21 protein-coding genes are annotated in these 17,466 nt (G+C 71.8%); 5 read left to right on the forward strand and 16 right to left on the reverse strand.

Annotated features, from left to right (window positions below; genetic code table 11):
* The 4 genes from L0B03_RS04440 to L0B03_RS04455 form a co-directional block, all read right to left on the reverse strand.
* On the reverse strand, positions 1-158 hold a 158-nt coding region (locus tag L0B03_RS04440), incomplete at its 3' end, for a cytochrome c biogenesis protein CcdA (protein WP_250444444.1).
* A gap of 47 nt (positions 159-205) precedes the next feature.
* Positions 206-802: a TlpA disulfide reductase family protein gene (locus L0B03_RS04445; RefSeq protein WP_250444427.1), complete on the reverse strand. Its 597-nt coding sequence runs from the start codon at positions 800-802 to the stop codon at positions 206-208.
* The gene (locus tag L0B03_RS04450) at positions 799-1,461 is read right to left on the reverse strand and encodes a histidine phosphatase family protein (protein WP_250444428.1); all 663 of its coding nucleotides are present in this window, start codon (positions 1,459-1,461) and stop codon (positions 799-801) included. The genes L0B03_RS04445 and L0B03_RS04450 overlap by 4 nt, the downstream gene beginning before the upstream one ends.
* 63 nt (positions 1,462-1,524) lie before the next feature.
* On the reverse strand, positions 1,525-2,058 hold the full coding sequence (locus tag L0B03_RS04455) for a MarR family winged helix-turn-helix transcriptional regulator (protein WP_250444429.1): 534 nt from the start codon (positions 2,056-2,058) through the stop codon (positions 1,525-1,527).
* A gap of 190 nt (positions 2,059-2,248) precedes the next feature.
* On the opposite strand from L0B03_RS04455, the gene L0B03_RS04460 reads away from it, so the two are divergent.
* Positions 2,249-2,803: a YceI family protein gene (locus tag L0B03_RS04460; RefSeq protein ID WP_250444430.1), complete on the forward strand. Its 555-nt coding sequence runs from the start codon at positions 2,249-2,251 to the stop codon at positions 2,801-2,803.
* A 122-nt stretch (positions 2,804-2,925) separates the two neighbouring features.
* Here the strand turns inward: L0B03_RS04460 and L0B03_RS04465 are convergent, their stop codons facing one another.
* On the reverse strand, positions 2,926-3,567 hold the full coding sequence (locus L0B03_RS04465; RefSeq protein ID WP_250444431.1) for a redox-sensing transcriptional repressor Rex: 642 nt from the start codon (positions 3,565-3,567) through the stop codon (positions 2,926-2,928).
* Positions 3,564-3,839 carry a glutaredoxin family protein gene (locus L0B03_RS04470; protein WP_250444432.1) on the reverse strand — a complete coding sequence of 92 codons (276 nt, stop codon included), beginning with the start codon at positions 3,837-3,839 and terminating at the stop codon, positions 3,564-3,566. The genes L0B03_RS04465 and L0B03_RS04470 overlap by 4 nt, the downstream gene beginning before the upstream one ends.
* A 35-nt stretch (positions 3,840-3,874) precedes the next feature.
* Between L0B03_RS04470 and L0B03_RS04475 the strand changes: the two genes are divergently transcribed.
* Complete coding sequence (locus L0B03_RS04475) at positions 3,875-4,735, forward strand: HAD-IB family hydrolase (protein ID WP_308199996.1); 861 nt, start codon at positions 3,875-3,877, stop codon at positions 4,733-4,735.
* Positions 4,736-4,762: 27 nt separating this feature from the next.
* Here L0B03_RS04475 and L0B03_RS04480 read toward each other — a convergent pair whose 3' ends face one another.
* The 9 genes from L0B03_RS04480 to L0B03_RS04520 all read right to left on the reverse strand — a co-directional run bounded on the left by L0B03_RS04480 (position 4,763) and on the right by L0B03_RS04520 (position 14,066).
* Positions 4,763-5,815: an arabinan endo-1,5-alpha-L-arabinosidase gene (locus tag L0B03_RS04480; RefSeq protein WP_250444433.1), complete on the reverse strand. Its 1,053-nt coding sequence runs from the start codon at positions 5,813-5,815 to the stop codon at positions 4,763-4,765.
* Between the two features lie 11 nt (positions 5,816-5,826).
* On the reverse strand, positions 5,827-7,350 hold the full coding sequence (locus L0B03_RS04485; protein ID WP_250444434.1) for an alpha-N-arabinofuranosidase: 1,524 nt from the start codon (positions 7,348-7,350) through the stop codon (positions 5,827-5,829).
* Positions 7,351-7,440: 90 nt separating this feature from the next.
* A complete protein-coding gene (locus tag L0B03_RS04490; RefSeq protein ID WP_250444435.1) occupies positions 7,441-8,370 on the reverse strand; it encodes a carbohydrate ABC transporter permease in 930 nt (309 codons plus the stop codon).
* Entirely contained in the window at positions 8,370-9,320 is a 951-nt protein-coding gene (locus tag L0B03_RS04495) for a carbohydrate ABC transporter permease (RefSeq protein WP_250444436.1), read from the reverse strand. Before L0B03_RS04495 ends, L0B03_RS04490 begins: the two co-directional genes overlap by 1 nt.
* Before the next feature lie 76 nt (positions 9,321-9,396).
* Entirely contained in the window at positions 9,397-10,782 is a 1,386-nt protein-coding gene (locus tag L0B03_RS04500) for an ABC transporter substrate-binding protein (protein WP_250444437.1), read from the reverse strand.
* A gap of 162 nt (positions 10,783-10,944) precedes the next feature.
* Positions 10,945-11,970 carry a LacI family DNA-binding transcriptional regulator gene (locus L0B03_RS04505; protein WP_250444438.1) on the reverse strand — a complete coding sequence of 342 codons (1,026 nt, stop codon included), beginning with the start codon at positions 11,968-11,970 and terminating at the stop codon, positions 10,945-10,947.
* Between the two features lie 207 nt (positions 11,971-12,177).
* Complete coding sequence (locus L0B03_RS04510) at positions 12,178-12,276, reverse strand: 30S ribosomal protein bS22 (RefSeq protein ID WP_003792170.1); 99 nt, start codon at positions 12,274-12,276, stop codon at positions 12,178-12,180.
* A 169-nt stretch (positions 12,277-12,445) separates the two neighbouring features.
* The gene (locus L0B03_RS04515) at positions 12,446-12,673 is read right to left on the reverse strand and encodes a helix-turn-helix domain-containing protein (protein WP_250444439.1); all 228 of its coding nucleotides are present in this window, start codon (positions 12,671-12,673) and stop codon (positions 12,446-12,448) included.
* A gap of 199 nt (positions 12,674-12,872) precedes the next feature.
* Complete coding sequence (locus L0B03_RS04520) at positions 12,873-14,066, reverse strand: acetoin utilization protein AcuC (RefSeq protein WP_250444440.1); 1,194 nt, start codon at positions 14,064-14,066, stop codon at positions 12,873-12,875.
* 170 nt (positions 14,067-14,236) lie between these two features.
* On the opposite strand from L0B03_RS04520, the gene L0B03_RS04525 reads away from it, so the two are divergent.
* Positions 14,237-15,571 carry a TrkH family potassium uptake protein gene (locus tag L0B03_RS04525; RefSeq protein ID WP_250444446.1) on the forward strand — a complete coding sequence of 445 codons (1,335 nt, stop codon included), beginning with the start codon at positions 14,237-14,239 and terminating at the stop codon, positions 15,569-15,571.
* On the forward strand, positions 15,564-16,229 hold the full coding sequence (locus L0B03_RS04530; RefSeq protein WP_250444441.1) for a TrkA family potassium uptake protein: 666 nt from the start codon (positions 15,564-15,566) through the stop codon (positions 16,227-16,229). The genes L0B03_RS04525 and L0B03_RS04530 overlap by 8 nt, the downstream gene beginning before the upstream one ends.
* Before the next feature lie 13 nt (positions 16,230-16,242).
* Here the strand turns inward: L0B03_RS04530 and L0B03_RS04535 are convergent, their stop codons facing one another.
* On the reverse strand, positions 16,243-16,905 hold the full coding sequence (locus L0B03_RS04535) for a YitT family protein (RefSeq protein WP_250444442.1): 663 nt from the start codon (positions 16,903-16,905) through the stop codon (positions 16,243-16,245).
* A 74-nt stretch (positions 16,906-16,979) separates the two neighbouring features.
* Between L0B03_RS04535 and L0B03_RS04540 the strand changes: the two genes are divergently transcribed.
* Positions 16,980-17,466: MOSC domain-containing protein (locus L0B03_RS04540; RefSeq protein WP_250444443.1), on the forward strand; the 487-nt coding region annotated here is incomplete at its 3' end.

Here is a 17,466-nt window from a genome sequence, read left to right on the forward strand (position 1 = left end):
GCCCCCGCCTGCGCGCCCGCCCCTGCCAGGGCCGCCGGGCGGGGTCCGCCGGCCATGCCGGTCACGTAGCCGAGGTAGCCCGGGACGAGGGGCAGCACGCAGGGCGAGGCGAAGGAGACCAGCCCGGCGATCAGCGCGACCGGGATCGCGAGCAGCATCGAGCCGCTCAGCACCGTCTGCTGGAAGGTGTCGGCCAGACCGAGGATCACGCGGAGCCGGCCTGCTCGGCGAGGGCGTCGTCGACCAGGGCGCGCAGCGTGCTGCCGTCGGCCTGGCCGAGCACCCGGGCGTAGACGTTGCCCTCCCGGTCCAGCACCACCGTGGTGGGCACCGCCTGGATCGGCACGGTGCCCTGGAGCGCGGCCACCGCGGCCCCTCGGGTGTCCTCCAGGCTCGGGTACGGCACGTCGAAGGTGCGCTCGAAGGACTGCGCCGCACCGGCCGCGTCCGTCGAGTTGATGCCCAGCAGGCGCACGCCCCGGTCGGCGTAGTCGTCGGCCAGCTCCACCAGGTCCGGGGCCTCGGCACGGCACGGCGGGCACTCGGCGTACCAGGTGTTGAGCACGACGACGTCGCCGCGCCAGTCGGCGACCGAGATCTCCTGGCCGTCGTAGGCGGTGCCGGTGACCTCGACGGGCCCGGTCCGGTCCCCGACGTCCCAGGTCGTGACCGAGCTGTCCCCCGAGACGTAGCCCGCCTGGGCACCGCCCTCGGTCCAGCCGCCGCCGACGCCGGAGGAGCACGCGGTGAGCGTCAGGGCCAGGACCCCCGCGCCGACGGCTGCGGCGAACCGCACGGTCATGCCCCCGGCACGGTCGGGCCGTCGGGCAGCAGGTCCCCGGCCGGCTCGCTGTAGGTCACCCCGGTGAGGCGGCTGCCGTCGAAGTGCAGGCTCGTGAGGGAGGCGACCGAGCACTCGCGACGGCGCGGGTCGTGCCACAGGCGCTTGCCCTCGAGGGACTGCCGGGTGACCCAGATCGGCAGCTGGTGGCTCACGACCACCGCCTCGTGGCCCTCGGCGGCCTCGCGGGCGGCGTGGACTCCGGCGAGCATGCGTGCCACCTGCTGCCGGTAGGGCTCTCCCCAGGAAGGGCGCAGCGGGTTCCACAGGTAGCGCCAGTGCGCAGGGCGGCGCAGGGAGCCGTCGCCCACCCCGAAGGTCATGCCCTCGAAGTGGTTCTCGGCCTCGAGCAGGCGCTCGTCGGTCCCGAGCCCGAGCCCGAAGGCCGCCGCGATGGGGGTCGCGGTCTCCTGGGCGCGCTGCAGGGGCGAGGCCACGACGTGCACGACGTCGCGGCGCGGCTCCCCTGCGGGACCGGCGCCCGAGAGGTGCGCCGCGATGCGCTCGGCCATCGCGATGCCACGCTCGGAGAGCCGGTAGCCGGGGATCCGGCCGTACAGGACGCCCTCGGGGTTGTGCACCTCGCCGTGGCGCATCAGGTGGACGGTCGTGGTGGCCATGGCACCAGTCTCGCTCACCGCGGCGCGTGGTTCCTCATCGCGCAGGTCGTGGGCCCGACGGGGTCACGCGGAGGGCTGCCCCTTGCAGTCCCCCTCGATGCCCGCAGGGCCGCGGACGACGGCAGCCATGGCCTCGCCGAGCACGGCGAACTGCTCGTCGGTGAGCAGGTCGAGCAGGTGCGCCCGGACGGCACGAACGTGCCCCGGGGCGGCGTCGCGGAGCAGGGCGAAGCCCTCGTCGGTCATCACGCAGTTGACGCCGCGGCCGTCAGCGGCGCAGGTGCGTCGCTCGACCAGGCCGCGCCGCTCGAGACGGGTGACGGTGTGCGTGAGGCGGCTGCGCGAGAACACCAGGGCGTCGGCGAGCTCGGACATCCGCACGGTGCGCCCGGGGACCTCCGAGAGGCGCACGAGGATCTCGTACTCGCTCAGCGAGAGGCCCGCCTCGGCCTCGAGCTGACGGGTCAGGGCCTCGTTCAGTCGAGCGCTGCCGAGCAGGTAGGCGCGCCAGTGCACGTGCTGCGCGGGGGTGAGCCAGCGGGGCTCGGCGTCGGCCTCGACGATGGCCTCGGCGGGCTGGCTGCTCGTGCTCGTCATGGTCCCAGTCTCCTTCATGCCCGGCCCCCGACGTGGGACCTGTCCTCGGCCGGGACTCCGACCTGCACGACAGAGGTCGTGGGCAGGGGGTTGCGTCCCGGGGTGGAGTGTAGTAGAAATCTCAACTATACGTTGCTTGAGCGTTCAACCACACGGCCCACCGCGGGTCAGCCTCACCAAGGGAGCCACCATGACCACCACCACCCTGCCCACCGGCCTCACGAGCGGCACCTGGGCCGTCGACGCCTCGCACTCCGAGGCCTCCTTCTCCGTCCGCCACGCCGGGATCGCCAAGGTCCGCGGCACCGTCGCCATCACCGAGGGCACCATCCTCGTGGGCGAGGACCTCACGGTCACCTCGGTCACCGCAGCCCTCGACGCCAGCTCGATCGACACCCGCGACGCGAACCGCGACGGTCACCTCAAGAGCGCCGACTTCTTCGACGTCGAGAACCACCCCACCTGGACCTTCGCCTCGACCACGATCACCGCGGACGGCGAGGACTACGCCATCGAGGGAGACCTCACCATCCACGGCGTGACCCGCCCGGTCACCCTGAAGACCGAGTTCGGCGGCACCGCGACCGACCCCTTCGGCAACGCCCGCGCCGGCTACTCGGCCACGACCGAGATCTCTCGCAAGGACTTCGGCCTCACCTGGAACGCCGCCCTCGAGACCGGTGGCGTGCTGGTCGGCGACACCGTGAAGATCACCATCGAGGTCTCGGCCATCAAGCAGGCCTGAGCTCCCCCCGGACTCCGTGGCCCTAGCCCCCCTGCGGCCACGGGGCGCACGCCGCCGGCACCCTCGGGTGCCGGCGGCGTCGTGCTGCCCGGCGGCGCTCAGCAGCCAAGCGCTCGTGGCGCTCAGCCGCGCAGCGCCGCCTTGCGCTGCTCGTGGAAGGCCAGGATCTGCAGCTCCGTCCCGAGGTCCACCGACCGCAGGTCGACCCCCTCGGGGACCTGGAGCACCCGCGGCACGAAGGTCAGGATGCCCGTGACCCCCGCCTCGACCAACCGGTCGCACACCTCCTGCGCGACCGCCGAGGGGATCGCCAGGACGGCGACCGTGGCCCGCTCCCGGCGGACGACCTCCTCGAGCCGCGCGACGTCCTCGACCTCGAGCCCGGCGACGACCGTCCCGATCACCGTCGGGTCGGCGTCGACCAGCGCCACCACACGGAACCCCTGCCCGGTCCCGGCCACGTAGTTGGCGAGGGCGTGGCCCAGGTTGCCGACCCCGACGATCACCACGGCGAGGTCCACCGTGACCCCCAGGGCGCCGGCGACCTGCTCGTAGAGGTGCTCGACGTCGTACCCCACGCCTCGCACGCCGTGGGACCCCAGGAAGGACAGGTCGCGGCGCAGCTGGGCGGGCCCCACCCCGGCGAGCTCGGCCAGCTGGCCCGAGGAGGTGGTCGTCACCCCCTGCGCGGTCAGCTCCTCGAGGGCGCGCAGGTAGATCGGCAGCCGCGCGACGGTCGAGCGCGGCACGGGGCGTGGGGTCATGCCGGCCCGGCCAGCGCCCGGCGCACCCGGGCCCCGTCGATCCGCCAGTACCCCTGCTGCACGCCGTCCACGATGACCACGGGAACCAGCTCGCCGTAGAGCTCGGCGAGCCGTTCGGCGTCCTCGTGCTGGTCGATGTCGACCTCGCACCAGCCCGTGCCCAGCTCGGCGGTCACCTCGGCGAGCACCTGCCGGGCCTCGGCGCACAGGTGGCAGCCGGTGCGGACGTAGAGCACCAGCCGATCAGCCCGGACTCCTGCGTCGCGCTCCATAGGTCCAACCCTACGGGGATGGTTACAGTGACGACGTGGCCGAGCCGAAACCCAGCCAGAGCGGCGTGCCCGTCAAGGTCTCCGCCCGAGCAGCGGTCGAGGCGACGCACGCCGTACCGCCCCCTGCCCGCACCGCGGCCTTCTTCGACCTGGACAACACGATCATCCGGGGGGCCAGCGCCTTCCACCTGGCCGTCGGCCTGCGCCGACGCGGGTTCTTCAGGACGTGGGACCTGGTGCGCTTCGGCTTCCACCAGTCCCGCTACCTGCTCTTCGGCGAGAGCCTCCGGCAGATCGACACCGTGCGGTCCCGCGCCCTGTCGATCGTCGCGGGCCGCTCGGTGGCCGAGATCACGGCGATCGGCGAGGAGGTCTGGGACGAGGTCCTCTCGCTGCGGATCTTCCCCGGCACCCAGGCCCTGCTGCACGAGCACCTCGAGGCCGGGCACCAGGTCTGGATCATCACCGCGAGCCCGGTCGAGATCGGTGAGCTCATCGGCCGACGCCTCGGGGTGACCGGGGCGCTGGGCACGGTCGCCGAGCACGTCGACGGCTTCTACACCGGCAGGCTCGTCGGGGACATGCTGCACGGCAGGGCCAAGGCCGAGGCGATCGCCGAGCTGGCCCGGACCGAGGGCCTCGACCTCGAGACCTGCTACGCGTACGGCGACTCGACCCACGACGTGCCGATCCTCTCGGCCGTGGGCCACCCCGTGGCGATCAACCCCGACGGACGTCTGCGTCGGCACGCCAACGCCGTCGGATGGCCCGCGCGGGAGTTCCGAGGGCGACGGCGGGTCGCGGCACGGCGCAGCATGCACGCGGCGAGCTTCGCGGGGGTGGCCTGGGTCGCGGGGCTGGTGCTGCGCGCGGCGCTGCGAGGGCTCAGGGGCTGAGGGGCCCCTCCGGGCACCAGACCTTCCTCAGCCCTCAGCGTCGATGCGGACCGTGGGCCAGCCGTCCTGCCAGTCGATCTCGTGGATCGCGAGCCGGAACTGCCCGCCGTCCCGCGCGTCGTAGTAGTGGAAGGCCAGGTGGTCCCTCGACACCGACTGCCCGCCGGGGCCGACCATCCACCCCTGGGTCTCGAGCAGCGGCGTCCCGCCGTCCTCGAGCATCGAGCGGCCCTCGGCGTCGACGTACGGGCCCGTGACCTCCCGTGAGCGTCCCACGACGGCGTTGTAGGTGCTGTCCGTCCCGCGGCAGCACGAGTCCTTGGACACGAAGAGGTAGTACCAGCCGTCGCGCTCGACGAGGTACGGGGCCTCGATCGCGTTGGGCGGCGCCCCGCGTGAGGCGATCGTCACGGGCTCGGCCGCCGGGTCGGCCGGCATGCCCTCGGGCCACGCCAGCTCGATCATCTGGATGCCACCCCAGAAGGAGCCGAACGCCATCCACGGCGTGCCGTCGGCGTCCTCCACGATCCCCGGGTCGATCGCGTTCCAGTCGTCCCGCCCCGGCTCGGAGGAGATGACCTCGCCCTGGTCGACCCAACCGGCGTCCGGGGCCTCGGGGTCGAGGGTCGTGGCCGTGTAGAGACCGATCGCCGAGCGGTTGGACCCGAAGGTCGACGCCGAGTAGTAGAGGTAGAACGTGCCGTCGTGCTCGTAGACCTCGGGGGCCCAGAAGTTCTCGACCCCCGGCACGGCGTCGTCGGTCCACGCCGGTCGGTTCGCCTCGTCCCACACGAAGCCCGCATCGGCCCAGGTGCGCCCGGAGTCCTGCGAGCGCCGGACCTGGATCGAGCCGTCGCCCCGGGTGTGGTCCCCCGTGGACAGGACGAACCACGGCTCCTCGCCCGCGCCGGCGACGAGGGCGGGGTCGTGAACGTCGAGGTCCCCGCTGAGGTCCAGGGCCGTCGGGCCCCGGTCGGCCCGGCCCGGACCGAGGACCAGGACCAGCCCGACCAGCACCACGGCCGCCAGGGCCGCCGTCGCCAGGAGGAGGAGGCGACGGCGGTCCCGGCGGAGGTTCACGACGCCGCCGGTCACGCGGCCCCGGGACCGGCCGCGGTGGCCAGGCGCAGCACCGACCACGACACCGGCGGCAGCTCGAGCCGGACGAGGTCCCCGTCGCGGGTAGCTGTGACGGGCCGGGGCGCCAGGGAGGTGTCGTCCTCGACCGTCGAGCGGGCATAGGGGTCGTCCCCGGCCATGGTCAGGGCCTCGACCACCTCGGCACCACCGAAGGCACGCAGGTCGAGCTCGACGGTCACCGCCTCGCTGGTCGACCGGTTCACCAGGAAGGTCGCGACGGCGCCGGTCTCGGCGTCGTGGGTGGCCACGGCGTCGACCAGGGGGGTGTCCCCGTAGGTCGCGGTCTGGTGGCTCGGTGTCGCGAGCTCGACCCGCAGCACCTCTCCCACGGCGTACCGCGAGGTCAGCGCGAAGGGGTGGTACGTCGTCTGCTTCCAGATGCGCCCACCCGGCTCGGTCATGATCGGTGCGATCACGTTGACGAGCTGCGCGAGGCTCGCGGAGAGCACCCGGTCCGAGTGCCGCAGCAGCGAGATGAGCAGGTTCCCCACGACGACGGCATCGGCCAGGTTGTAGTGGTCCTCGAGCAGCGGCGGGGCCACCGGCCAGCTGTCCTTCGGGGGCACCGACGGGGCAGCGTCCTGGTACCAGACGTTCCACTCGTCGAAGGAGATGCCGATCCGCTTGCTCGAGCGGTTGACCGCGCGGACCGCGTCAGCGGTGGCCACGACGTCCTCGATGAAGGCGTCCATGTTGAGGGCCGAGGCGAGGAAGCTGGCGAGGTCGCCGTCCTTCTCGAAGTAGTACGCGTGGGCCGAGATCAGGTCGACGTGCTCGTAGGCCTCGGTGAGGACGGTGCGCTCCCACTCGCCGAAGGTCGGCATCGCCGAGCTCGAGCTGCCGCAGGCCACGAGCTCGAGCCCCGGGTCCACCATCCGCATCGCGCGCGCCGTCTCGGCCGCGACCCGCCCGTACTCGGCCGCGGTCTTGTGGCCGATCTGCCAGGGGCCGTCCATCTCGTTGCCCAGGCACCACATGCGGATGCCGTAGGGGTCGGTCGCGCCGTTCTTGCGCCGCAGGTCCGACCACGCGGTGCCGCCCTCGACGTTGCAGTACTCGAGCAGGTCGAGGGCCTCCTGCACGCCGCGGGTGCCGAGGTTGACCGCCATCATCGGCTCGACGTCGGCCTTGGCGCACCACCGCATGAACTCGTCGACACCCACGGTGTTGGGCTCGGTGCTGTGCCACGCGAGGTCCAGGCGGGCGGGGCGCTCCTCGACCGGACCGATCCCGTCCTCCCAGCGGTACCCGGAGACGAAGTTGCCTCCCGGGTAGCGCACGGTGCTGATGCCGAGCTCGCGGACGTGCTCGATGACGTCCCCGCGGAACCCGTCCTCGTCCGCGGTGGGGTGACCCGGGTCGTGGATGCCGGTGTAGACGCACCGGCCGAGGTGCTCGACGAAGGTGCCGAAGGTGCGGCGTCGCACGGGGGCCACCGTGAAGGCCGGGTTGAGGATCACGCGGGCATGAGGCATCGAGGTCTCCTGGTCAGGATCGGTGAGGTGCGGGTGGCCGCCGAGGTGGCGGGTCGTGCCTGGCGGCTGGGCCGGCCGGGCGCTCGAGGGCTACTTGAGCGCGCCGAGGGCGAGCCCGCCCTGCCAGTACCGCTGCAGCGCGAGGAAGGCGATGATCAGGGGGAGGATCGAGACGAAGGCGCCCGTGACGATGAGGTTCCACACCTGCTCGCCCCCGGCCCCCGCGTTCGAGAGGGACTGCCAGTTGTCCAGGCCGACGGTGATCGGCAGGAGGTTCGGGCTGCGCAGCATCGCCAGGGCGAGGAAGTAGTTGTTCCAGGTCGCCACGACGGACAGCAGCAGCACCGTGACGATCGCGGGGCGCAGCAGCGGCAGGGCGACCTGGACGAAGAGCCGCAGCTCACCCGCGCCGTCCACCCGGCCCGCGTCGAGCAGCTCGTCGGGCACGACGTCCTGCGCATAGACCCGGATCAGGTACACGCCTAGCGGGCTCAGCAAGGACGGCAGGATCACCGCCCACCGGGTGTTGACCAGCTGGAACTCGCTGAGCAGCACGAAGGTGGGGATGACCAGGGCCGTGAGCGGCACCATGACCGAGCCGAGCAGCAGCGCGAACGACGCGTTGCGGCCGCGGAACCGGTACTTGGCGAACCCGTACCCGGCCAGGACGGCGAAGGCCGTCGCCCCGACCCCCGCCGACAGGGCGTAGAGGAAGGAGTTGCCCAGCCACGTCCAGTAGATGCCGCCCTGGTGGGTGCTCAGGTCCCGGATGTTCTGGATGAGGTGGAACTCGTCGTCGAACCAGAGCGGTCCGCCCGACCCCGTGAAGAGGCCCGAGTTGCTCTTGGTGCTCGCGACCATCAGCCACCACAGCGGGGTGATGAAGTAGAGGACCAGGGCCAGGAGGAACAGGTGCGAGCCGATCCGGGAACGGACGGGCCCCCCGGTCTTCTGGTGCCGGTACTTGGTCGTGGTCTGCGGGGCCGCGGCACTGCCGCCGGCGGTCGTGAGGCTGGCCATCACTTGAGTCCGCTCTGCTTGCGCGTCAGGTGCAGGAAGACGTACGAGAAGATGAAGACGACGACGCCGAGGGCGAAGGCGATCGTCGAGGCGTAGTTGAACTGGCTGTAGGCGAAGGCCAGCGAGAACGCGTACATGTTGGGCGTGTAGTCCGCGGGGATCGCCCCGGGTGCCACACCACGCAGGATGGCCGGCTCGGTGAAGAACTGGAGCGTGCCGATCAGCGAGAAGATCACCACCATGACCAGGGCCGAGGAGATCATCGGCACCTTGATGCGGGTCGCGATCTGGAAGCCAGAGGCTCCGTCGATCCGGGCGGCTTCGTAGATGCTCGTCTCGATGCCGCGCAGGGCCGCGAAGATGATGATCATGTAGTAGCCGGCCCACTGCCAGGTCACGATGTTGACCAGGCTGCCGAAGATCAGGCTCTCGGACAGGAAGCGCGGTGCGTCAGCACCGAAGAGCCCGAAGATGTCCGCCGCCGGGCCGAACCGCGGGCTGTAGAGGAAGCCCCACATGAGGGCACCGATCATGCCCGGGATCGCGTACGGGGCGAAGATCATCAGCCGGGAGAACTTCGACAGGCGGGTCGCCAACGTGTCGAGCACGAGGGCGGCGACGAGGGCGACCGTGATCTGGATCGGGACCATCACGAGGACGAACCGCCCGACCCTGAGCAGACCTTCCTGGAAGATCGGGTCGGAGAAGGCCTGCGCGTAGTTGGCCAGCCCGGTGAAGGACTCACCGCCGGCCAGTGTCTTGGTGTGCAGGCTCATCCACAGCGCGTAGAGGAGCGGTGCAGCCAGGAAGATCAGGAACACCGCCGCGAACGGGGCGATGAAGAACCAGCCCCACCGCTGCCGCTTGGCGTCCATGTTGCTGCCGCCGCGGGCGGGCGCGGTCCGCCGGGGGCGGGTCGCGGCGCGGGCTGCCGCGGTCTGTGTGGTCATCGTCGACTCCAGGGAGAAGGTCGGGGTGGGCCGGCCGGACCGCGGTGGTGTCCGCCGTCCGGCCGGCCCGGGACGGTCACTCGGCGACGGTGAACCCCTGCTGGTTCGCGTACGTCACGAGGGAGTCCTCGAAGGTCTGCAGCACCTCGGCCGGTGCGGCCTGGCCCTCGACCAACGACTGGAGCACCTGCGTCTGCTGGTCGTAGACGTAGGTCTGGAACGGGGCGAAGGTGAAGCCCTCGTACCCGGCGGCGGCGTCGAGGAAGACGTCCGCCTGGATCTGCTGCCCGTCGAAGAACTCGTACTCACGGTTCGTGAAGTCGTCGGACTCGAGCACGGGGCGCCACAGCGGGAAGAGTGCGGCCTCCTCGATGCCGATCTCCCACGCCTCCTCGGTGCCGAAGATCTCCTGGGCGACCTGCGCGGCGAGCTCGGGGTTGTCGGACTGCTCGGTCACCGCGAAGGTCGACCCGCCCCAGTTGATCTGGGTGGGGTCCTCACCCTCCCACTGCGGGATCGGGGCGGCCCGCCACGTGGCCTCGGCGTCGGCGTCCGAGAGGCCCTGGAGGTATCCCGGCCCCCAGGCCGCGGCCAGGTACACCGCGTAGGTGCCGTCGACCAGGCTGGTGTTGTAGTCGGCGGTGAATGCCTCGTCGGTGCTCACCAGGTCCGCCTCGATGAGGTCGTTCCAGTAGGTGAGGACCTCCTCGGCCTCCGGGGTGGCGACGTCGATGCCGATGTCGGTCGGCGCCGCGGCGTCGTACGTGAACGGCGACCAGCCCTTCTGCGCCATGAGGGCGTGGATGAAGGCGTTGCCGTTGATCGGGAAGTTGGTGATGTAGCCCTCGTAGCCCGCGTCCTTGAGCTCCTGGGCGGCCGTGGCGAACTCCTCCCAGGTGGTGGGGGCCTCGACGCCGAACTCGTCGAAGATGTCCTGACGGAAGAGCATGCCCATCGGGCCGCCGTCGACCGGGACCGCGTAGACCGCGTCCCCGCTGCTGACGTCGCTCCACGCGCCCTCGGTGAACTCGTCGGCCCGGTCGGACACCCCGTACTCGGAGAGGTCGACGAGGGCGTCACGGATCGTGAAGGTCGAGAGGACCTCGGCCTCGAGCATGATGACGTCGGGCGCGCCGGAGCCCGCCTCGATCGCGGTCGAGAAGGCGGTGTACTCGTCGGCCCCCTGGCCGGCGTTCGTCCAGCAGATCTGGACGTCCTCGTTGGTCTCGTTGAACTGGTCCACGACCTGCTCGAAGGCCGGGTACCAGGCCCACACGCTGACCTGCTCGGCGTCGGGGTTGGGGATCGAGTTCGTGCAGGACGACGAACCGCCGCCGCCGCCACCACCGCCGTCCCCGCCCTCGCCGTCCCCGCCCGAGCACGCGGCGAGCACGGTGATCACGCCGAGAGCGGCTGCGCCGACGGCGGTGCGTCGGCGGGCCGAGCTGCGAATGCCCTGCATGCGAATCCTCCTTGATTCGACCGGAGGCTCGTGCCGTCCGGAAGCTGAGAGACGACCGGACGAGAGCCCGTGCGTCTACATCGATGCAGAAGTAAGAATGCAACGATGTAGATCGGGAGTCAAGGCCCGGGTCGGAACTGGTGGAACTGGACTGCGCCGAGCTCAGGCAGGGCGGTCGTGACCGGGCTCGGTCGACCCCCGGACGACGATCGTGTAGTCCGCGACCACACGGTGCGGTGCGGTCGCCCCACGGCTGCCGATCCTGGTCGAGAGCATCTCGACAGCCGTCCTGGCGATCTGCTCGCGGCCGGGGTCGACGGTCGTCAGGCCCGGGTTGGCGTACGCACCTTCGTCGATGTCGTCGAAGCCGATCACCGCGACGTCCTCCGGGATGCGCAGCCCTCGGAGCTGGAGCTCGTGCATCGCACCGAGGGCCAGGGCGTCGTTGAGACCGAAGACCGCGTCGGGGCGGACCCCCGCGTCGAGCATGGACGCCATGGCCTCGGCCCCCGTCGCCCGGTGCCACAGGCCCGCGGGTCCCAGCAGGGCGTCGTCGGGCGGGATCCCGGCCTCGGCGAGGGCGGCGAGATGCCCCGTCAGGCGCAGCCCGGCCGAGCCGACCACCTCCCCCGGGTGCACCCCGATCACGGCGATCCGACGCCGACCGAGGCCCAGCAGGTACGCCGTGGCCGCCCGCGCGGCCTCGACGTTGTCCATCGTGACGTGGTCGACGGGGTCGTGGAAGATCCGTTCGCCCAGCAGCACGAGCGGGAAGTCGACCTCGAGGCGGGCCTCGTCGCCCTCACCGAGCGCGAGGGGGCTGTAGATGAGCCCGTCCGTCAGGTGCCGCCGCACCCCGGAGAGCACGTCCAGCTCGCGCTCCCGGCGCCCGCCGTGCTGCTCGATGATCACCGTCAGCCCCTGCTCGTCGGCCGCCTCGATCACGGCGTCGGCGAGCTCGGCGAAGTACGGCAGGCTCAGCTCGGGCAGGGCGAGGGCGATGATGCCGGTGCGCCCCGTCCGCAGGTTCCGTGCTGCCGCGTTCACCTGGTAGTCGAGCGCCTGGATCGCGTCGAGGACGCGCTGCCGCGTGCTCTCGCGGATGTAGGGGTAGCCGTTGACGACGTTCGAGACCGTCTTGATCGAGACGCCGGCGCGCTGCGCGACGTCCTGCATGGTTGCCGCCATCGGACCGCCCTCTCGGTGACACGCGCCAGCTCCTCCCCAGGTGCGGGGACGGTGCGGGCACGCCGACCGTGGCTGGACCGCCCCGAGCCTACATCGTTGTAGAGGCTCGCGTCCGCCCCGCTACGAGGAAGCCCGGACACACCGCGGGCCCGGCACTCACGTACCGGGCCCGGAGGTCATCGCGTCGCCCGACGACCGGGCGGACGACTACTTCTTGTTGCGACGCTGGTGGCGCGTCTTGCGCAGCAGCTTGCGGTGCTTCTTCTTGGCCATGCGCTTACGGCGCTTCTTGATGACGGAGCCCATGGGTCCTCGCAATGTGATCGGTTCTGCGCGAACCGCGGGCCGGAAGCACCGGACCACTGACGCGCTTGGAAAGTCCGCCACTCACTCTACCCGGTCCGGGGACTCCCCGTGCCAGCGAGGCCCCAGGGGGCAGCGAGCGCCGGGCCCGACGGCGCCAGGGGGGTGGCGGTCAGGAGGACAGGCGGTTGCCCTGGCTCCCCTGCTCGCCCTCGACCGAGGACGCCGCGAGGTAGGCCTCGAGGGCGTCCTGCGGGACGCGGAAGGATCGCCCCACCCGCACGGCGGGCATCTCACCGCCGTGGACGAGGCGGTAGACGGTCATCCGGGACACGCGCATGGTGTCAGCCACCTCGGCGACGGTCAGGTACCGCATCCGCGGCTCCGGCCCACTGCTCATGCTGCCCCGATCTGGAACCAGTCCGGGCGCACCCTCAGGCGCGCCCGGTTCCTTTCGCCACGACCCCTGCCGCAGCGCTGCTCAACCCTAGGGCCTGACGGTGCTGGAGTGAAAGGGGTGAAGGGTGTGACATCCCGACGGACGCTCGTGCCCGGGGCAGGATCACCCGTACGGGCCAGGCTGCGAGGTGCGATCGCACTCAGTCGTACAGGGCGTCGAGGTCGTGGTGGTGGAAGACCGCCTGGCGGGTGGCCATGATGAGGCGGTCGACGAGGTCCCCGGGGTCGTACCCCTCGGACCACGGGCGGGGCAGCACGAGGTCCTCGTCCCCCATGGTCACGGGGCCGGGCCCCCCGAGCACCGTGGCGACGTGCTCGAGCCACGCCTCGGGGACCGCGGCGGCCGGGTCGACGGGGTGGTGCGTCGCGATCCCCACGAGGTGGGCCCACGCACGAGGGACGACGTCGACCACCGCGTAGCCGCCGCCCCCCAGCGCGACCCAGCGTCCCTCGCACACCTCGTGCGCGAGGTCGTGCACCATGCCCATCGCGTGGCGCTGGGCATCCACCGAGACCGCGAGGTTCGTCAGCGGGTCCGCCCCGTGCGCGTCGCACCCGTGCTGGCTCACGATCAGCTCGGGTCGGAACGTCCGCACCAGGGGCTCGACCACCGCGGCGACCGCACGCAGCCACGGCGTCCCGGTGGTCCCCGAGGGGAGCCCCACGTTGACGGCCCGGCCTCGCGCGTGGGGGCCGCCGACGTCGGTCGGGTGGCCGGTGCCCGGGAACAGGGTGTGCCCGCTCTCGTGGACCGAGACCGTGAGCACCCGCGGGTCGTCCCAGAACGCCCGCTCGACGCCGTCCCCGTGGTGCGCGTCGACGTCCACGTACGCGACCCGCTCGGCGCCGGCGTCGAGCACCGCGCGGATCGCCGCGACCGCGTCGTTGTACACGCAGAAGCCCGAGGCGTGGTCGACCATGGCGTGGTGCATGCCTCCGGTCAGGTTGACCGCGTGGTCCGCCTCGGCCTGCCAGACCGCCAGGGCGGCCTCGACGCTGCCCGTCACCACCCGGGCCGCGGCCTCGTGCATGCCGGGGAAGACGGGGTCGTCGCTCGTCCCGAGACCGTGCACCAGGTCGAGGGTCCCGTCCAGCGAGGCGGCGCGGACGGCGGCGACGTAGCCCGGGGCGTGGGCCGTCTCGAGGAGGGCGTCCGCGGCAGGGGCCGCTCCCACGAGCTCGACCCCGGGGAGCGCGGTCAGCCCCAGGTCCTCCACCAGACGCATCGTGAGGTCCAGGCGCAGCGGCGCCATGGGGTGGCCGTCACCGAAGTCGTAGCCGAGCATCTCCGTGGACCACACGAGGCGGGTGCGGTGCGGGCCCGGCGAGGTCATGCCTCACCGTAGCCGGAGGTCGGGCCCACGCGCGGGCCACGCCGCCCGCGGAGGCGGCCGCTACGCCGCGGACGTGCCAGAGTTGGACGTCGGTCACCGGGACCGTCGGACGCAGCGAGAGCGGGAGGTGCGGGGTGGCACTGCCGCGACCCTTGCTCGTCGCGCGCGAGATGGTCGACCAGGTCGCCCGGCAGACGCCCGCCCGCCTGGCGCTGACGGTCTTCGCGAGCGTCATCGCGGTCTTCACGGCCCTGCTGCTCACCCCGCAGGCCACCTCGAGCGGGCGGTCGGCCCCCTTCGCCGACGCGCTCTTCACCGCGACCTCCGCGGTGTGCGTCACGGGGCTGGTCACGGTCGACACCGGCACCTACTGGTCCGGGTTCGGCCAGACGGTCATCCTCGTCGGGATCAAGGTCGGCGGTCTGGGCGTGATGACCCTGGCCTCCTTGCTCGGTGTCGCCGTCTCGAGGCACATGGGCCTCACCCAGCGCATGCTGACCGCCCGGGAGACGCGCACGACCAAGCTCGGCGAGGTCGGCACGCTGCTGCGCACCGTCATCCTCGCCTCGACCGCGGTCGAGCTCGCGGCGGCCCTGGTCCTCGTCCCCCGGTTCCTCTACCTCGGGTACGACACCGTCACCTCGTTCTGGTGGGGCATCTTCTACGCGATCTCAGCCTTCAACAACGCCGGGTTCGTGCCCAACGCCGAGGGGATGGTCCCGTTCACGGGGGACGCGTTGATCGAGGTGCCGATCATGGCCGGGGTCTTCATCGGCTCCCTCGGCTTCCCGGTCATCCTCAACGTCGCCCGTACCTGGAGCGCCCCGCGGCGCTGGGCGCTGCACACCAAGCTCACGGTGATCACCTCGAGCCTGCTGCTCGTGGTGGGCGCCCTGGTGATCGGGGCCTCGGAGTGGAACCGCACCGAGACCTACGGCGACCTCAGCTGGTCGAGCAAGCTGCTCAACACCGTCTTCGCGAGCGTCAACACCCGGTCGGGAGGGTTCAGCACCGTCCCCGTGAGCGAGATGAACGAGACCACGTGGCTCGTGTCCGACGCGCTCATGTTCGTCGGGGGCGGCAGCGCCTCGACCGCCGGTGGGCTCAAGGTGACGACGCTCGCGGTGCTCTTCCTCGCGATCCGCGCCGAGGCCCGCGGCGACCGCGACCTGGAGGCCTTCGGCCGTCGTCTGCAGCACGACATCGTGCGCGTCGCGATCGCCGTGTCCTTCATGAGTGCGACGATCGTGCTGGTCGCGACCCTGGTGCTGCTCGAGATCACCGGGCTGAGCCTCGACGTGGTGCTCTTCGAGACGATCAGCGCCTTCGCGACCTGCGGGCTGAGCACCGGCATCACCGGTGACCTGCCCAGCAGCGCCAAGTACATCCTGTCCGTCCTGATGTTCGTCGGCCGTACCGGGCCGATGACCCTCGCCGGGGCCCTCGCCCTGCGCGACCGTCGGCGCGTGGTGCGCCTACCGGAAGAGAGGCCCATCGTTGGCTGAGGACAAGAACAAGAACGCGGGGGTCCTGGTGATCGGGCTCGGCCGGTTCGGCGGAGCCATCGCCAACACCCTCGACCGCCTGGGCCACGACGTGCTCGCGGTCGAGAAGTCGGCCGACCTGGTGCAGTACTGGTCGGGCCGGGTGCCCGTGATCGAGGCCGACCTGACCAACCCCGACGCCGTCGAGCAGGTCGGCGCGAAGGACTTCCGTGTCGCGGTGGTGGGGGTCGGCACCTCCCTCGAGGCGAGCGTGCTCATCACCGGGAACCTCGTGGACATCGGCGTGCCGCAGATCTGGGCCAAGGCCGTCTCGGTCGAGCACGCCCGCATCCTGCAGCGGATCGGCGCGCACCACGTGGTCCTGCCCGAGGCGGATGCCGGCAACCGGGTCGCGCACCTGGTCTCGGGGAAGCTGCTCGACTACATCGAGGTCGAGGACGGCTTCACCATCGTCAAGATGCGGCCCCCGCACGAGACCCAGGGCTTCACGATCGGCCAGTCGCAGATCCGCAAGAAGTACGGCGTGACGGTGATCGGGGTCAAGCCCCCCGGCGAGGAGTTCGTGTACGCCACCGAGGAGACCCGCATCTCGGCCAACGACCTGCTCATCGTCTCGGGCCACGCCGACCTGCTCGAGAGGTTCGCCGCCCGCCCGTAGGCCTCGGCGTGCCTCAGCTGCCGAGGTAGCGCCCGGGCCGGTGGTTCATGATGAGGACCAGGTTGAGCAGCGCAGCCCCGAGGGCCGAGGCCGCGACGATGGCCGGGGGCGCCACGGTGAGGGCCGCCAGGATGATCGCCACGTCGCACCCGAGCTGCACGTAGCCGGCCCGCACGCCCCAGGTGTCCTGCACGATGAGAGCCAGGGTGTTGAAGCCCCCCATGCTCCCGTTGTGCCGGAAGAGGATGAGCATCCCCACCCCGGCGAGCAGGCTGCCGGTCAGTGCGCCGTAGAGCGGGGGCACGGGCGCGAGGTCGAGCAGGCCGGCGTGGACCTCGGCCCCTCCACCGACCAGGCCGATCGCGACCAGGGTCCGCGTGCCGAAGGCCCACCCGCGCCGCCACGTCCCCAGGGCCAGGAAGGGCAGGTTCACCAGGAGGAACAGCAGCCAGAACGGCAGGCCGGCGGCGTACACCAGGAGCAGGGAGAGCCCCGCCGTCCCCCCCGTGACCGCCCCGCCCGCGTCGAGCAGGGCGACGCCCAGCGCGGCGAGGTAGGTGCCGACCAGCGTCGCCACGACGTCCTCGACCCAGGAGTGACGGACGGGGGCGAAGGCACCGGGCCCAGGGGTCGCTGCGACGGGGGCTGTGCTGCCGGAGGGGTTCGAGATGCTCACGCGCCGATGGAACCACATCGAGGGGGTCCTGGTCGGCGGTGGCCCGGGGCGCCCCACGGGGGCAGACTCGGTGGGTGAGCACGAGCCATCGGTACCAGGTCGAGATCCTGCACCTGCTCGTCTCCCCCGAGCACGCGTACTTCGGACGAGCCAAGGACGGTCCGGCCGAGGTGACGACCACCGATGCCGACCAGGTCGAGGTGGTCGCCGGGCAGGGCCTCGTCGGCGACCGGTTCTACGGCAAGGCCGCGCACATGGACGCGGCCGTCACGCTCTTCGCCGTCGAGGCCCTCGAGGCCATTGCGGACGAGCTCGGTGCCGGGCCCTTCGATCCGCTCCTGCCACGGCGGAACGTCGTGCTGCGGGGGGCCGAGCTCGCGCCGCTCGTGGGCGAGGAGATCCTCCTCGAGCAGGACGGCGGGTCGGTTCGCCTGCGCGTCGGCCGCCCCGCGAACCCGTGCGCCTGGATGGACCGCGTCCTGGCCCCGGGGGCCCACGCCGCGATGCGTGGACGGGGCGGGGTGCGCTGCCGCCCCCTGACCAGCGGGCCGTTGCGCCGAG

It is taken from the genome of Actinotalea sp. C106 (assembly GCF_023630195.1).
Lineage (GTDB): Bacteria > Actinomycetota > Actinomycetes > Actinomycetales > Cellulomonadaceae > Actinotalea.

What these genes read in the sequence shown, in the direction of transcription:
- L0B03_RS04445 (WP_250444427.1), bottom strand. Translation starts at nt 802, where the DNA reads ATGACCGTGCGGTTCGCCGCAGCCGTCGGCGCGGGGGTCCTGGCCCTG.
- L0B03_RS04450 (WP_250444428.1), bottom strand. Translation starts at nt 1,461, where the DNA reads ATGGCCACCACGACCGTCCACCTGATGCGCCACGGCGAGGTGCACAAC.
- L0B03_RS04455 (WP_250444429.1), bottom strand. Translation starts at nt 2,058, where the DNA reads ATGACGAGCACGAGCAGCCAGCCCGCCGAGGCCATCGTCGAGGCCGAC.
- L0B03_RS04460 (WP_250444430.1), top strand. Translation starts at nt 2,249, where the DNA reads ATGACCACCACCACCCTGCCCACCGGCCTCACGAGCGGCACCTGGGCC.
- L0B03_RS04465 (WP_250444431.1), bottom strand. Translation starts at nt 3,567, where the DNA reads ATGACCCCACGCCCCGTGCCGCGCTCGACCGTCGCGCGGCTGCCGATC.
- L0B03_RS04470 (WP_250444432.1), bottom strand. Translation starts at nt 3,839, where the DNA reads ATGGAGCGCGACGCAGGAGTCCGGGCTGATCGGCTGGTGCTCTACGTC.
- L0B03_RS04485 (WP_250444434.1), bottom strand. Translation starts at nt 7,350, where the DNA reads ATGCCTCATGCCCGCGTGATCCTCAACCCGGCCTTCACGGTGGCCCCC.
- L0B03_RS04490 (WP_250444435.1), bottom strand. Translation starts at nt 8,370, where the DNA reads ATGGCCAGCCTCACGACCGCCGGCGGCAGTGCCGCGGCCCCGCAGACC.
- L0B03_RS04495 (WP_250444436.1), bottom strand. Translation starts at nt 9,320, where the DNA reads ATGACCACACAGACCGCGGCAGCCCGCGCCGCGACCCGCCCCCGGCGG.
- L0B03_RS04500 (WP_250444437.1), bottom strand. Translation starts at nt 10,782, where the DNA reads ATGCAGGGCATTCGCAGCTCGGCCCGCCGACGCACCGCCGTCGGCGCA.
- L0B03_RS04505 (WP_250444438.1), bottom strand. Translation starts at nt 11,970, where the DNA reads ATGGCGGCAACCATGCAGGACGTCGCGCAGCGCGCCGGCGTCTCGATC.
- L0B03_RS04510 (WP_003792170.1), bottom strand. Translation starts at nt 12,276, where the DNA reads ATGGGCTCCGTCATCAAGAAGCGCCGTAAGCGCATGGCCAAGAAGAAG.
- L0B03_RS04515 (WP_250444439.1), bottom strand. Translation starts at nt 12,673, where the DNA reads ATGAGCAGTGGGCCGGAGCCGCGGATGCGGTACCTGACCGTCGCCGAG.
- L0B03_RS04520 (WP_250444440.1), bottom strand. Translation starts at nt 14,066, where the DNA reads ATGACCTCGCCGGGCCCGCACCGCACCCGCCTCGTGTGGTCCACGGAG.
- L0B03_RS04525 (WP_250444446.1), top strand. Translation starts at nt 14,237, where the DNA reads ATGGTCGACCAGGTCGCCCGGCAGACGCCCGCCCGCCTGGCGCTGACG.